Raw genomic sequence first — 14,088 nt, 5'->3', positions numbered from 1 at the left:
GAGTTGGGGGGTTCGAGGTTACGAGGGGGTCGATGCAGGACTCACAACCCCGAACCCCAAACCAGCAACCTCTTACCGCTTCACCGGGTCGTCGTCGTCGGGGGCGGAGAAGCGGATGGCATCGGGGCCGGAGTCGAGCATGCCCTCCTCGTCGGCGGTGTGGGCGTCCTCGCTGTCGGGGTCCGCGTTCATCGCGGCCTCGGTGAGTTCCTCGTCCGTGAACGGCTTCTCGTTGATGACCTCCTGCGCCGCGCCGACGTCCTCGGGCCGCACCATCACGCGGACGGGCGCGAGGTCGCCGACGTTGAGGTTGAAGGCGTGGTCGCGCTGCGTGAGCACGACGGCGGCGATGCCGGCGGCGTCGAGCCGGTCGCGGAGGAGGTCGGCCTCGTAGTCGGTCGAGGTGTTGAACACGGCCACCCAGTCTTGGTACGTGCGGGGATCGTCAGCCATAGCGGTCAGGTCGGGAGAGGCGAAAGAGGAGAAGGGACTAGCGGGTCACGCGGGGAAGTCGGCGAGGAGGGCCTGTCGACGCCGCAGCATGAGGAAGGCGACGCCGGCGACGACGGCCGCGCTCACGATGGCAAGATACCACGGCACCGCGAGAGATTCGAGCGCCACCGCGTCCACGTCCGGGCTCCGGCTGACGTAGTCGCTCACGATCACGGCGAGGCCATTGTTCATGAGGTGGATCAGCACACCCGCCCAAAGGCTCCCCGTCACCCACACCGAGAAGCCGAGGTACATCCCGAGCGTGGCGAGCGGCAGCACCTGCGTCGGGCGGAGGTGGAACATGCCGAAGACGAGGCCGACGAGCACGATGCTCCACACGACGCCGAGCCGCCGCTCGACCTGCCGCTGCAGATAGCCCCGGAACATCACCTCTTCGCAGATCGCCGGCGTCAGCGCGACGACGAGGAGGACGTAGAACACGTTGAGCTCGGCGCCGAGTACCTGTTCGAGCAGAGCGGACTGCTGCTCATCCCACGCCTGCCACGCTTCGGGGAGGGGCAGCCGTGCGTTCAGCTCGCCGAGCCACGACACGAGCGGCAGCAACGTCAGCAGGCCGACGCCCGCTAGCCCGAGCTGCGCCCCATCGATCCGGCGCACGCGGAGGTACGAAGCCACGTCCGGGGTGTGGAGCCACGTCATGAAGAGCACGAAGAGGAGGAACCCGGCGACCTGCCCGATCGCGTTGCCACCAAAAAGCGCGAACGCATCGGTCTGCACGGCCGCCAGCACGCTCTCCACATCCAGCGCCTCCCCTCCCATCGACCGGATCGCCGCGACGAGCATCACGACCGTCCCGACGAGTTGGTAAATCACGAAGCCGCCGACAAACGTCAGGAACGCCGTAAGCAACGGGTGGAACCGCTGGCGCTCCAGCACGCCGCTCAGCCGCATCGGCTCTGCTCCCGGCAACGGGTCTCGGAGGACGACGAACTCGCCCGGCGTGTAGGGCAGCGGCGCGGCGACGATAGGCGGAACCGGCGCCGGCTCGGGGGCCTCGTCGGGACGGCGCACGAAGGGGTCAGACATGGAGACTGGGTCGGGGTAGAGAGGCAGGCCGCGTGCCGGCCCGCAGCACGCATGCGCCGCGCGCGGTGCTCAGCACGGGACGAGGTCGCCGAGCCGTTCGATGACCTCGGACCAGTCGCCGCCGAACACCTCGACGGGCACGCCGCCGAGGGCGGCCGAGAGATCGTCAGGCGTGTTCTGGCCGTCGCGGTTGTCGAGGAAGAGCCCCTCGAAATTAACGCAGTCCGGCGGAAGCACGACGAGGTCGCCGAGCCGCCCCGCGTCGGCGAGCGGCCGGAGCGCGGCGAGGAAGCTCTTGAAGTTCAGCAGCCCGCTCACCGTCACCGAGTCCCCGAAGAGCGTGTTCTCCGCCGTGACGACATCCACGTCCAGGTTCTCAACCTCGCGGAGGACGGGCGCGATGCGCTCTTCGAGGAGCGGAGCCGTCAGCGTGCCGGAGACGAGCGTGAGCCGGCGCGGCTCGGGGAGCGACGCCGGGAAGAATTCGCGCTGGTAGTCGAGCTCGTTTAGGAAGTCGCGGCTCATCCCGACGCCGTTCTCCATCAGCGGGTAGCCGTCGTAGTCGTCCTCGTCGGGGAAGTCGAGCCCAGCGAGGAGGTACATCTCATCGGAGAGGTAGACGAAGCCGCGGCCGATCTCGTCGCGGAACCGCGCCTGCCACGCCTCGACCCGTCCGACGAGCGCTAGCGCCTCGTCCTGCGTGAGCGTGCGAAGGTCGGTCAGCTCGCGCCGGTGCCGCGTCAGCCCGACGGGCACGATCGAGAGCGACAGCATCCGGTCGTTCATAGCGTACAGATCCTCGACGGTTTTGACGAGCGCGTCGCCGTCGTTGAAGCCGGGGACGAGGACGACCTGGGCGTGCATGTCGATGCCCCGGCGGCGGAGGAAATCCATCTTCTCCATCAGCCGGTCCTGCTGCGTGCGGTGGCCCATCATGCGGCGGCGGATCTCGTCCGTCGTGCAGTGGACCGAGATGTAGAGCGGGCTCAGCCGCTGCTCCACGATCCGCTGCATGTCGCGGTCACGGAGGTTCGTCATCGTGATGTAGTTCCCGTAGAGGAACGACATGCGGAAGTCGCCGTCGCGGAAGTAGAGCGTGTCGCGGAGCCCGACGGGGTTCTGGTCGACGAAGCAGAACACGCAGTCGTCGCCGCAGGTCTTGATGCGGAACTCCTCGAACGCCGCGCCGAGCGGCTCGTCGAGGTCGCGCGAGACCGACTGCTCGCGGAGCCCGCCCGCCATCCGCACCTTCACGACGAAGCGCTCCTCGGCCGCCTTGAAGCGGAGGTCGAGCTCGTCCTGAACCGACTCGCCGTTGATGGCGAGGATCTGGTCGCCGGTGGCCCAGCCGAGGTCATCGGCGAGTGAGCCCGGTTCGACAGCGGTCACGGTAACGGGCATGCGAGGCGGGGAGAATGAGAGCGATACGAAATGAGCGAACGCTGCGCGTCGGGTGCGGGTCCGTGAAAATCCCATGCCGCCCCGGCTCCCCGCCCTCTAGCTCGGGCTCCGGGTTCACCGATTATCCCCCCGGCGCGGTTGATTCCGCCGCCGGACCGTGCGTAGCTTGGGATTCTCAAGCGCGCCCGTAGCTCAGCTGGATAGAGCGCCAGATTCCGGTTCTGGAGGCCAGAGGTTCGAATCCTCTCGGGCGTACCTGGAAGGGCCCCGGTCGACGTTAGCGTCGACCGGGGCCCTTCTGTCTTTGGGGCGAACGCTCCCATGTCCTCATCGGCGAACCGGTTGGCTCGCCGATCCCGCGCCCCGTCTCTGGCCGCCCCTCCCCCATCGCTACCACGCCTCTCTGCACGCTGCGCATGGGATGCGCAGGGTGCGCACGGTGCACACCCGAGCGGAGGTCCGGCTGGCCTCTTCTCCTGCTGGCTGGCCCCTGGTAGGTCATAAGCTGGAGCCCTCATAAAAACCCGGCATCCCATTTGGAGTACTAAAGCTAACCCCTCCGCTTCGCCACCGGCCCCCGCGCTCATGCGCCACCTCTACGCCCCCTCCACCCTCGTTCTCCTCCTCAGCGTATTCCTCGGGCCGCACGCCCTCGCGCAGTGGACCACGGAGAGTCCGATCCCTACCGCCCTGGACGTACGCGGGGTAGGGGCTCCCACCCCACAACGCGTGTTCCTCGCCACCTCGGACGACTCGTTCGATGACGGAGGCGCCCTCTTTGAATCGGCCGACGGCGGCGCGACCTGGACGCAGCGGGACGTCCCCTTCAACCTCCACGACCCCCTCCACGGCGTCTTCTTCCTGGACAGCCAGCTCGGCTGGGCCTACGGCAACCGGAACTACCGGACCACCGACGGCGGCACGACGTGGGAGGAACTCCCCGTGCTGGGCTCGACCTACTTCATGGCGTTCTACTCGCCGAGCTTCGGCTTCGCCTCGACCAACGGCGAAGCATGGATCAGCCGGGACGGGGGCCTCTCGTGGGAGGACGCCCCGCATGCGATCGTCGCCTTCGACTTCGCCGACGGCCAGACAGGGCTCGGGGTCTCGACAGCGGGCCTCTACCGCACGGCCGACGGCGGGGACACCTTCTCGCAGGTCTATGCGGACACCGTGAGCGCCGTCACGTTCCTCGACGCCACCACCGCCGTGGCCATCGCCGAAGACGCGTTCCTCCGCTCCGTAGACGGCGGCCAGACGTGGACGGCCGTCGGGACTACGGCCCTCGGCCGTACCCGGCTTCAGGCCGTCACCTCCGACGTGGTGCTGGCCTGGGGACGGACCGGCCCGTTCCAGAACTACGACGACCGCGTCCTCCGCTCTGCCGACGGCGGCCAGTCGTGGACCGACCTCGGCGAGGTGATCCCGCAGGGCGTCGGTGGGTTCGCCGTGCCGGCCGTGCCGGCCGTCGTTGCGAGTGACCTCCAGGGCAGCATGCACTATTCTACCGACGCCGGGCAGACGTGGACACAGTCGTTCGCATCCCTCGGCCCCCGGCCGACCTTCTTCAACGGCGGCCGGCCCGCGTTCGCCGATGCACAGACAGGCTACTTCGGGTACGGGAACGGCTTCGTCATCAAGACCACCGACGGCGGGGCCAGTTGGACGCAGATCAGCAGCGGCACCGGCTCCCACCTCGCCGACGTGGACCGCTTCGCCGATGGCCGCCTGATCACCGTCGGGGATAACGGAGTTGTACTGACCAAGACGGGAGACGCGCCGTGGCGGCAGGTCGCGCCGTTCACATCGCTGGACCTGGTGGCCGTCCAGGCCGTCGACAGCGAGCGCGTCGCCACCGTCGACGAGGACGGGCTCGTCTACCAGAGCGCCGACGGAGGCGCGTCGTGGAACGCGGCCGCCGCTGCGCCTGCCAACCTCGACGCCTCCGACGTCCACTTCACGTCGGAGCTCGACGGGTGGGTGATCGGGTCGGGCGCCATCGGCCGGGCCCTCTTCCACACCACCGACGGCGGCGCGACGTGGACGCCCGTGCCGGGGTTCGGAGGGGCGTACGTCGCCGTGGATATCGAGGGCACGCATGGCTGGGCCGCCAACACGAGCGGGCGCTACTACTACAGCCATGACGGCGGCGCGACGTGGACGCAGGGCGAGCTCCCGACGAGCACCAGCCAGCAGATCCGCGACATGGACTTCGCCGATGAGAACGTAGGGTACGCCGTGGGCTGGTACGGCTACGCCGCGCGCAGCGAGGACGGGGGCGTGTCGTGGGACATCCTACCGATCCCGGCCGATACCGACGTCCAACTCACCGACGTCTACCTCCTCGGCCCCGACGAACTGTGGGTCAGCACAAACGACGATACTGTTTACTACTCGGCCACGGGCGGCCAGACCTGGGCCGTGCTCGAGATCGGGCAAGGAGCGCTCAGTTCGTTCTCGGCGATCGCCGCCACGCCGGCGGGAGACGCGTGGGTGGTGGGGTGGCAGGGCGCCATCGAGCACTTCACGGGCCCGCCCCCGCCCCCACTCAACCGGCCGCCCGTGGCGTCCTTCGAGTTCGAAGCCACGGGGTTCACCGTCACGTTCACCGACACCAGCACCGATCCCGACGGCACCGTCGTCGACTGGTTCTGGGACTTCGGGGATAGCACGCCCGACTCCACCTCGACGGAGCAGAACCCCACGCATACCTTCGTCGAGGCCGACACCTACATCGTCCGCCTGACCGTCACCGACGACGTCGGCGCGACGGGCCAGGGCGGCCGGGTCATCGTCGTCCAGTCCGGCCCGGGGGGCACCTTCGGTGACTTCACCGAGGTCACCCCACTCGACCCGCTCTTCGTGACGCCCCAGGACGAGGACTTCTGGGTGGCGACAACGGCCCCCGCCGACTACGACGGCGACGGCGACCTCGACATCGCCGTGCTCGGCTTCTACGTCGTCTACGGCGAGAGCGTGGTGGAGCGGCTCGTGCTCCTCCGCAACGACGGCGAGGCCTCGCCCGAAGCGTGGGACTTCGAGTACATCGACGTGCCCCTCGGGGACCTCACGACGGGCGCGTCCGACCTCGCGTGGGGCGACCTCGACGGGGACGGCGACCAGGACCTCGTCGTCGGCACCGACGGCGAGACGGTGATCTACCGGAACGACGGCGGCACGCTCGTCGCCACCGATTCTGGCCTGCCGGGCTACTACGAGGACAACGACCAGGCCGACTTCGACCTCCAGTCGATCACGCTCGCCGACTACGACAACGACGGCGACCCCGACCTCCTCCTCCCCTCCGTTTACGACTCCGGCTCGTTCCGCCACCGCACGGCGCTCCTCCGCAATGACGGCCCTGACGGCGCGGGCGGGTTCACGTTCACCGAGACCGACTCGACGTTCGCCCCCACCCGTCACGCGCAGAGCCTCTGGGCCGACTATGACGCCGATGGTGACCTCGACCTCCTCCTCGTCCACCTCGCCCCGCTCACCCCGAACGGCTTCATCCGCCGCTACCGCAACGACGGCGGCGGCGTGTTCGTCGGCGAGAACGTGCTCGGCGACCTCACGATCGAGCACGGCGAGGCGCAGTGGGGCGACTACGATAACGACGGCGACTACGACTTCCTCATCGCCGGCAACCTCGGCGAGAAGGACGGGACGTTCACGCACCGCGCCCTCCGCATCTACGAGAACGACGCCGACGTTTTCACCCCGTTCGACGTCATCGAGTGCATCCCGTGCGAGGGCTGGTTCGACTTCACCGCCGCGACGTGGGCCGACTACGACTCGGACGGCGACATCGACATCCTCCTCACCGGCACGCACAACCCCGGCACCGGGCAGATCGAAGGCCGCGCCCGGATCTACGTCAACGACAACGGCACGTTCACCGACGCCGGCGACGACCTCCCCGCGCCCCGCTCGTCCGGCACGCGCGGCGGCACGTTCTCCTGGCTCGACATCGACGGCGAGGGCGACCTCGACTACTTCATCGCGGGCGACTACTGGGTGCCCGGCGGGAACGGCCTCGTCGAGGCGCAGATGCACCTCTACCGCTACGACGCTACGGGCTCGAACGCCGCGCCGACCCGGCCTTCCGGGATGCAGGCGACCGTCGACGACGAGACGGGCACCGTCACGCTCGCGTGGAACCCGGCGACGGACGACAGCACGCCCGCCTCCGCGCTGACCTACGACCTTGAGCTCTACCGCGACGGCGTCCCCGTCGCCACGCCGCGCCGCCTGCCCGAGCCGGGCACCATCCGCGCCGCGACGGAATGGACGCTGAGCGGGCTCCCCGAGGGCGTCTACACATGGCGCGTCCGCGCCGTGGACACCGCTTACAACGGCGGCCCGGCGGCGGAGGGCCGCTTCGGCGTCGGCGTCGACGTGCCGTCCGAAGGTGATGCCATGCTCCCACTCGCCTTCGCGCTGGAGGCGGCCTACCCCAACCCGTTCCGCGAGGCGACGACGTTCGGCGTCGCGCTCCCCGCGCCCGCGGATGTAGAGCTGACGGTCTACGACGTGCTCGGCCGCCGCGTGGCCCGTCTCCTGAGCGGGCTCCAGCCCGCCGGCCACCACGAGGTCCGCTGGGACGCGGCTGGGCTCCCGAGCGGGACCTACCTCGTCCGCCTCTCCACGGACGCCGCCGCCGCAACGCGCCGCGTGCTCCTCGTGCGGTGAGCGGATCGTGCGGTGAGCGGAGCGGGATCCCCCGCTTGGACCCCTCGCCACGCTTGCGGTCGTTCATTGTGTTCACTCCGGGCCTCGGTGGCGCGCGCCTGGCCGAGTTCGACGAGCGTCTCGAGCAGCGCGGTGATGTCCGTGCGGCGGGCGTCTTGGAAGGCGCGGGCGACGGCCTCGGCCGAGGCGGGCGCAACGGCCCGCCCTGCACGGCGGCGTCGGGGGCCTGCTGATCAGCTATGGAGAGGGATTCCTTCCAAAGCCATGATTCTCGGCCTAGCTCTCAGAACTCACAGCTCCCAGGACAGCCCACCGCTGGCCTCGAACCCGGCGAGGTCCCCGAACGTCACAGCGAACCGCGTGAGGAGCGTCGCGTTCGGCAGCACCCGGAAGGACGGCGCCGCGCCGACGTCGAAGACCACCTTTTCGGTGAACAGGTCGCTCGCAGCGTAGAACCGACCCTGGGCGAACACCCCGAGCCCGAGCCGCCCCCCGCCGACGAGCTGGACGTCCCCGAGCACCCGCCCCTGCGTCGGGATCACCGGGTCCTGCCCGAGCCGGACCCCGGGATCCTCCGCCACTTCGGTCCCCCCCTTCGAGCGGAAGCGCCCGAGCAGGCTCGCCCGGCGGCGGCCGACCTCGCCCGTCCACTTCGTCGTGACGGAAAGCGCGTTCCCGCTTTCGAACGCGAGGTCGCCGGAGGCGTCGGCGCCGTAGATCGCGTACGTCACGTCGAGCGCGAGCGACGAGGCCGGCCCGAGGCCGTAGTCGAACCCGCCCGTGAGGAGGAGCTCGTCGCCGGGGTCGTAATCGTCGGCGCCCACGGTCGGGGCGTAAGCGCCGCGGACCTGGTACGCCGCGCCGAGCCCGACCACGACGGCCTCGCCGAGGGGGAAGGCATAGGTCAGCCCGGCGGCGGCGTTGAGGCCCTGCCCGAGGCTCGGCAGCCGGAAGCCGTAGAAGTTCTGCCCCACGAGGAAGGCCGTCGCCGCCTCGTCCGGCTTCAGCTCCGTCGTCCCGCTCGGGAGGTTCGCGCTCGCGCTCACGACGGCGCTCCCCGGCCCGAGCGGCCGGAAGTAGCTGAGCGTGGCCTGCGTGTCCGTCAGCCCGCTCACCCCCGCGAGGTCGTTTCCCTCCACCGAGGTGTAGCTCGTGCGCAGGCTAAGCGCGAGGTTGCGCGCGACGGGAGCGAAGATGGTGAACGGCGTCGAGAACGCCGCCACTTCGACCTCGTCCGCATCGTCGGCGAGGGCGCCGCTGTAGCGCTGGAACGTCCCCACCGTCGTGATCCGGACCGGCGGCCGCTGGCTCCCGATGTAGAGCGAGCCCTCCCCGCCGGACGGGACCACCTGCGCCTGCGGTGCCGCGAACGGAAGCGTGAGGAAGAGGACGAGACAGAGCCGGTTCATCGGAAGTCGATTCATCGGGAGCACGGTTTCAGAGGAGAGAGCCCGGTCGGAGCGCGGACGGGATGCCGGCTAGCGGAGGAGGACCATCTTGTGCGAGGCGGTGAAGCCCCCGGCGCGGAGCCGGTAGACGTACACCCCGTTCGCCGCGGGTGCCCCCGCCACCGTCCCGTCCCACCTCGCGGTGTAGCGCCCCGCCTCCTGCACCCCGTCGGCGAGGACGGCCACGCGGCGGCCGAGGAGGTCGAACACGTCGAGCGTGACGTCGGCCGGCTCGGGGAGCTCGTAGGCGAGCGTGGTCGTGCCAGCGAACGGGTTGGGGTAGGCCGGGGCGAGGGCGAAGGCGACGGGGGCGAGGGAGATGCCCCCCCGTGCGGCGTCGGCGAAGCCGTCGGTCCCGGCGATGAGGCGGAGCCGCTGCACCGGGCGCGCGGCGCTGAGCGTGAGCTCGAAGGCGCTTTCGAGCAGCGTCAGCGGCACCTCGCGGTCGAGGTCGAGCACGTGCACGTCGTAGCCGTCCGGCCGCCCGCCGACTTCTTCGAGCGCGACGCGGACCGCGAGCGGCCCGGCGTCGAGCACATCCGGCGTGGCGGTGACTTCGAGTTCCCAGGCGGCGCCGTCGGTGCCGGCGGGGCGGAAGCTGCGGCCGAGGCGAACGCCGTCCTCGACGGCGCTCAGCCGGAGGTGCGTCGTGATCGGCGGCGGCTCGGCGCGGTCGAGGCGGTCACGTCCCTCGGCCGCACCGTCGGCGAAGCCGAGCAGGTTCTGCGTATCCCGGAGGCCGCGGTCCCGCGCTTCGGCGAGGAGGCGGAGGCGGTAGCCCTCCTCGCCCTCTTTCGCTGCGGGCCGCGTCGCCGAGCGCGTCTGGCCCGCCTCGGTCGGCGGCACCCGAAGCGTGACGGTCTCCTCCGTGCCGTTGAGCACGAAGTAGCCTACCCACGGGTCGAGCACGGCTCGTTCTACGTACTGCGTCCCGTCCCAAAAGTCGGGCGTCTGAATGCCATCGGTTTCGCTCCCGAGCACGGCGTCCCACGCGACGGGGAACGCGAAGGGGGTACCGATCTGGTTCCACCCCGGCGCGAGCGTGAGGAGCACCGGTTCGGAGGCATCGACCGAGAGCCCGTTCTCGACGTCGAAGGATCCCGACGCCTCGGCGTAGGCGGCGAGCCAGAAGGCGGCACCGGGCACGACGGCAGCGTTGAGATCGGGGAACTCGGCGTAGCGCTCGGCGAGGGGGAGGTAGCGCAGGAGCCGCCACGAGGTCGGGCCGTAGTCGCCGTAATCGTCGCCGAAGACGGCAAGGGGCGAGGGGTCGTCGAGCACAAGCGGCACCGACACCATACGGTAGGCGGTGACGGCGCTGGCATCGCCCGGCAGCATGACGCTCGACGCCTGCTGCGCGACGCCGACGCGGACGCGGAGCGGGTTCGTCTCGGGCTCGTCGGCGGGGAAGGTGATCGTCCGCGCCCCATTCGAGAGGAACACGTAGTACTCGACACCGCGGAGGGTGACGGCCGCGTTCGGGATGGCGCCCTCGTACCCGTCGCCGCTCACGGTGAGCGGCGTGCTCCCGTACCCCGTCGCCCCGACGGGGCGGTACCGCAGCTCGGCCACCGTGGGGACGAACCCTGTGACGGCCACGCCGACGGAGAACCCACTCCCGGCCGCGGTCTGGGGCGGCGCGACCACCTCTACGCTCGCCTCCTCGCTCGCCTCCCGGTAGAGGTCGCCCGTGTCGTAGAGGGCCTGGAGCCGGTCCGACGCTTGCTTCAGCGCCGTGACGCTGTTGAGGTGGTCGGCGCCCGTCGCGAAGAGGATCGCGAAGTCGAACGTCTGCGAGGCACCGGGGGCAAGGGCGAACGACGGGGCGGAGAGCACGAACCGCCGGTCGTCGGGCGGGGTGTCACCGCCTGCACCGTCGGCGTTGACCTCGCTCCAGAACGCCTCGCCCTCGGGGTCGCCGGGGAAGGCGTACGGAGTCACGGGGCCGCCGGAGCGATAGCCCGTGCCGCCCTCGGTGATGGGCGTGCCGTCGCTCCAGACCCCGCGCATGTAGTTGTAGTACGTCGCGCCCACGCCGAACGTCGGGTCCCCCGTCGCCGCGCCGACGTCGTTGCTGTAGTACGCGAAGGAACCCGTCCCCTGGAAGAGGTCCACGCCGACGGCGGGCGGGGGCGAGCCGTACAGGTCGTCGTCGGCGTCGGCGTTGTAAGCGAAGCCGAGCCCGCGCGCCGGGTCGCTCCCCACGTAGTCGTCGAGCGCGCCGCCGACGTCGGGGTCGAGGAAGAGGCTGAAGCGGGCCTCCTCGAGCGGTGCGCCGCCTTTGTTCACGAGCTCGTAGCGGTAGAGCGTGGACTGATCGAGGGCGGCGTCGGCATCGTCGAAGGAGAACGCCAGCGCGCGGACCTCCAGCCCGATGGGCGGCCGGCCCGACGAGGTGTGCACGTTCCCGACATCGTTCATCACCCAGAACGAGACCCGGCTGCCGAAGAGCACGGGCCGCTCCCCCGCCTCCAGGTCGAGCGTCTGGTCGAGGCTCGTCGCGGCGATGGGGGCGCCGTCGGCATCGACGGCGGGGGCGCCCAGCCCGACGGGCCAGCCCGCGAGGTCGTCGCTCGCGACGCCCGTGGACTCGTACGCCGTGATGGCGCTCCGGTCGACGCTGTAGATCCGGTCGAAGGCGGCGCAGTCGTCGGGGTCCACGGGGCGGCCGTCGTCGCCGAGCGGGCCGGGCCAGAACTCCGGGTCGGCCACGCCGGAGGCGTACGTGGACGCGGCCGTCCGCAGCTCCCCGCCGACCTGCCCGCCGATCCAGACGCCGGCGGCGAAGATCGGCGCGATCCCGCTCGCCTGCGGGACGAGGTACTGCCCGCCCGAACCCTCGTCGTAGAACAGGCTTCCCGTCGTGTAGAGCCGGGCGCTGACGTCGTTGACGGCGAGGTCGGCGGAGGCGAGGCCCGGGGTGCACGTGCCGGGCACGGGGCCGCTCCCCTCCGTGACGGTGACCGTGACGGTGGCCTCGTCAAGCCCGCCGTTCCCGTCGCCCACGGTGTAGAAGAAGCTGTCGGTGCCTACGAACCCGGCACGGGGGGCGTAGCGAAACAGCCCGCCCGCCACCACGGCCGTCCCGTTCTCAGGCAAAGTGAAGCCCTCGATCCGTAGCGTGTCGCCGTCGGCGTCGGAGTCGTTGGCGAGCACGTCGATGAATACGGTCACGGCCGCCTGCGTCTCCGCTGCGTCGTCCACGGCGACGGGCGGAGTGTTGGCGGCGGAGCTGACCGTGACCGTCACCATCCCCATGCCTATCCCGCCGTTTCCGTCACCGACGACATACGTGAAGCTGTCGGTGCCGACGAAGCCGGCGTTCGGCGTGTAGCGAACCATCTCGCCTTCGGGTTCGGCGGTACCGTTGCCCGGACCCGACGTATCGAAGAGGTCGAGGGTGTCGCCGTCGAGGTCGAAATCGTTGGCGAGCACGTCGATGAGGACTGACCCATTCGCCGCCACCGCCGCCGTGTCAGCCACGGCGACGGGCGGGGTATTCCCGGCCGGGTCGGAGGGCAGAACGAACGTGCTGTCGTAGAAGATCGTGGGGCCGCTGATGCAGCCCGTCTGGTAGTTGACGCCGACGCTGTCCAGCGCGACCTGCTCTCCCGTTGCGACGACGGTCAGATAGAAAGGGGTGAGGCCCTGGCATATTCCTCTGTCTATCGCAACCACGCGGAGGCTGTCTCCTGGCTGCGCCTCAAAAGCGAGGGGGCCGAACAGCCCAGCGAAGCCGTTGTTGTCGATGAACACCGGGACCTGGCCCACGTAGATCTCGATGTCGTCGTCCACCCCCATCTGCGCTCCGGGCTCGGGGCCGGTGAGCACGTACGGCAAATCGGTAACCACGACCGTGACGGTTGCCACGTCGAAGCCGCCGTTCCCATCGCCTACGGCGTAGGTGAAGGAGTCCGTGCCTTCGAACCCGCTGTTGGGCGTGTACCGAACCTCACCGTCCGCTACTTCGCCCGTCCCGTTCACGGGAGGCTCAACGCCCTCAAGCACGAGCGCGTCGCCGTCCTCATCGCTGTCATTCGCGAGCACATCGATGAGGACGGTCCCGTTTACCGCGACGGCCGCCGCGTCGTCCACGGCGACGGGCGGCACATTCGGCGCAGGAATAACGGTGACGGTGACGGTATCCGTGTCCGCTCCGCCATTCCCATCGCTGACAGTGTACGTGAAGCTGTCGGTGCCGGCGAACCCGGCGCTCGGCGTATAGCGGACCGCGTCGTCCGCGACTTCAGCCGTCCCGTTCGCAGGGGGCCGCACGCCCGCAAGTAGGAGCGCATCGCCGTCGGGATCGGTGTCATTCGCGAGCACGTCGATGAGGACCGGGACGCCTGCCGGCGTAGAAGCCGTATCAGCGTTGGCGATGGGGGGATTGTTGCCGTCCGGTACGACGGTGAGGACGAGCGACGTCTCGGTAAATGACGGGGCCAGGCCGGTCCCGTTGCCGAGGCTGGTCCCGGTGTAGGCGTCGAAATCGCCCGTGCTCGAGGTAAACGTCAGCACCTCGAAGGTCTGGCCCAGCTCCGGGGTAAACCCATCGAGGACCGAGAGGGCGAGCTCGCCGCCAAGCGCGACGGCTCCACCGACGGCGAGGCGGTCGTAGCCCGTGCCCGGCTCCAGGCCGCCGAGTTCGACCTCCAACCTTCCGTCAGGGCCGAAGGGCAGCGAGCCCGATGGGATGCCGACGGGGAGAATAGCGACAGCAGCGCTAAGTCCAGGTGCGACGGTGCCGGTGTTTGTGAACAGCGTAGCGTTGCTGACCGTGAGCGTGCCGGAGCCTCCGAGTGTGCCGCTGTTCGCCAATACCCCTTCGAGGCTTAGCATAGCGGAGGACTCAACGCTCAGCTCTCCGGCGTTGTCGAGCGCGCTCTCGATGTCGAGCGTCCCACCCGCGACCGTGACCCCGCCGCCGCCCGTCACCCGGAGCGTCCCGTCGAAGCCGATGAAGCGGAGCACCCCGCCAGCGGGGCCGGACGCCGTGAGCGCCCCGGCC

At 70.0% G+C, this 14,088-nt stretch carries 6 protein-coding genes and 1 tRNA gene; 2 read left to right on the top strand and 5 right to left on the bottom strand.

The genetic code is table 11. From position 1 onward, the window contains the following. Window positions 1-72: 72 nt before the first annotated feature. The 3 genes from ABJF88_00035 to ABJF88_00025 all read right to left on the bottom strand — a co-directional run bounded on the left by ABJF88_00035 (window position 73) and on the right by ABJF88_00025 (window position 2,940). Window positions 73-453 (bottom strand): DUF2007 domain-containing protein, encoded by a 381-nt coding sequence (locus ABJF88_00035; GenBank protein MEP0545298.1) that lies wholly within the window; start codon window positions 451-453, stop codon window positions 73-75. A 45-nt stretch (window positions 454-498) separates the two neighbouring features. Further along, window positions 499-1,539, bottom strand: coding sequence for a type II CAAX endopeptidase family protein (locus ABJF88_00030; protein ID MEP0545297.1), 1,041 nt, complete (start codon window positions 1,537-1,539; stop codon window positions 499-501). Window positions 1,540-1,608: 69 nt separating this feature from the next. Continuing rightward, the gene (locus tag ABJF88_00025) at window positions 1,609-2,940 is read right to left on the bottom strand and encodes a DUF512 domain-containing protein (protein MEP0545296.1); all 1,332 of its coding nucleotides are present in this window, start codon (window positions 2,938-2,940) and stop codon (window positions 1,609-1,611) included. A 181-nt stretch (window positions 2,941-3,121) separates the two neighbouring features. Here ABJF88_00025 and ABJF88_00020 point away from each other — a divergent pair. Then, window positions 3,122-3,195, top strand: a tRNA-Arg gene (locus ABJF88_00020). 330 nt (window positions 3,196-3,525) lie between these two features. Beyond that, window positions 3,526-7,632, top strand: a complete 4,107-nt coding sequence (locus ABJF88_00015) for a YCF48-related protein (GenBank protein MEP0545295.1) — start codon at window positions 3,526-3,528, stop codon at window positions 7,630-7,632. A gap of 290 nt (window positions 7,633-7,922) precedes the next feature. Here ABJF88_00015 and ABJF88_00010 read toward each other — a convergent pair whose 3' ends face one another. Together ABJF88_00010 and ABJF88_00005 are read right to left on the bottom strand one after the other, a co-directional pair. Further along, complete coding sequence (locus ABJF88_00010; GenBank protein ID MEP0545294.1) at window positions 7,923-9,056, bottom strand: hypothetical protein; 1,134 nt, start codon at window positions 9,054-9,056, stop codon at window positions 7,923-7,925. A 54-nt stretch (window positions 9,057-9,110) separates the two neighbouring features. Next, window positions 9,111-14,051 carry an Ig-like domain-containing protein gene (locus tag ABJF88_00005; GenBank protein ID MEP0545293.1) on the bottom strand — a complete coding sequence of 1,647 codons (4,941 nt, stop codon included), beginning with the start codon at window positions 14,049-14,051 and terminating at the stop codon, window positions 9,111-9,113. Window positions 14,052-14,088 lie beyond the last annotated feature (37 nt).

The organism is Rhodothermales bacterium (assembly GCA_039944855.1).
In the GTDB taxonomy this organism is placed as follows: Bacteria; Bacteroidota; Rhodothermia; order Rhodothermales; family JANQRZ01; genus JBBSMX01.
This window is presented reverse-complemented; position numbering and strand designations above follow the sequence as displayed.

What these genes read in the sequence shown, in the direction of transcription:
- ABJF88_00035 (MEP0545298.1), bottom strand. Translation starts at nt 453, where the DNA reads ATGGCTGACGATCCCCGCACGTACCAAGACTGGGTGGCCGTGTTCAAC.
- ABJF88_00030 (MEP0545297.1), bottom strand. Translation starts at nt 1,539, where the DNA reads ATGTCTGACCCCTTCGTGCGCCGTCCCGACGAGGCCCCCGAGCCGGCG.
- ABJF88_00025 (MEP0545296.1), bottom strand. Translation starts at nt 2,940, where the DNA reads ATGCCCGTTACCGTGACCGCTGTCGAACCGGGCTCACTCGCCGATGAC.
- ABJF88_00015 (MEP0545295.1), top strand. Translation starts at nt 3,526, where the DNA reads ATGCGCCACCTCTACGCCCCCTCCACCCTCGTTCTCCTCCTCAGCGTA.
- ABJF88_00010 (MEP0545294.1), bottom strand. Translation starts at nt 9,056, where the DNA reads ATGAATCGACTTCCGATGAACCGGCTCTGTCTCGTCCTCTTCCTCACG.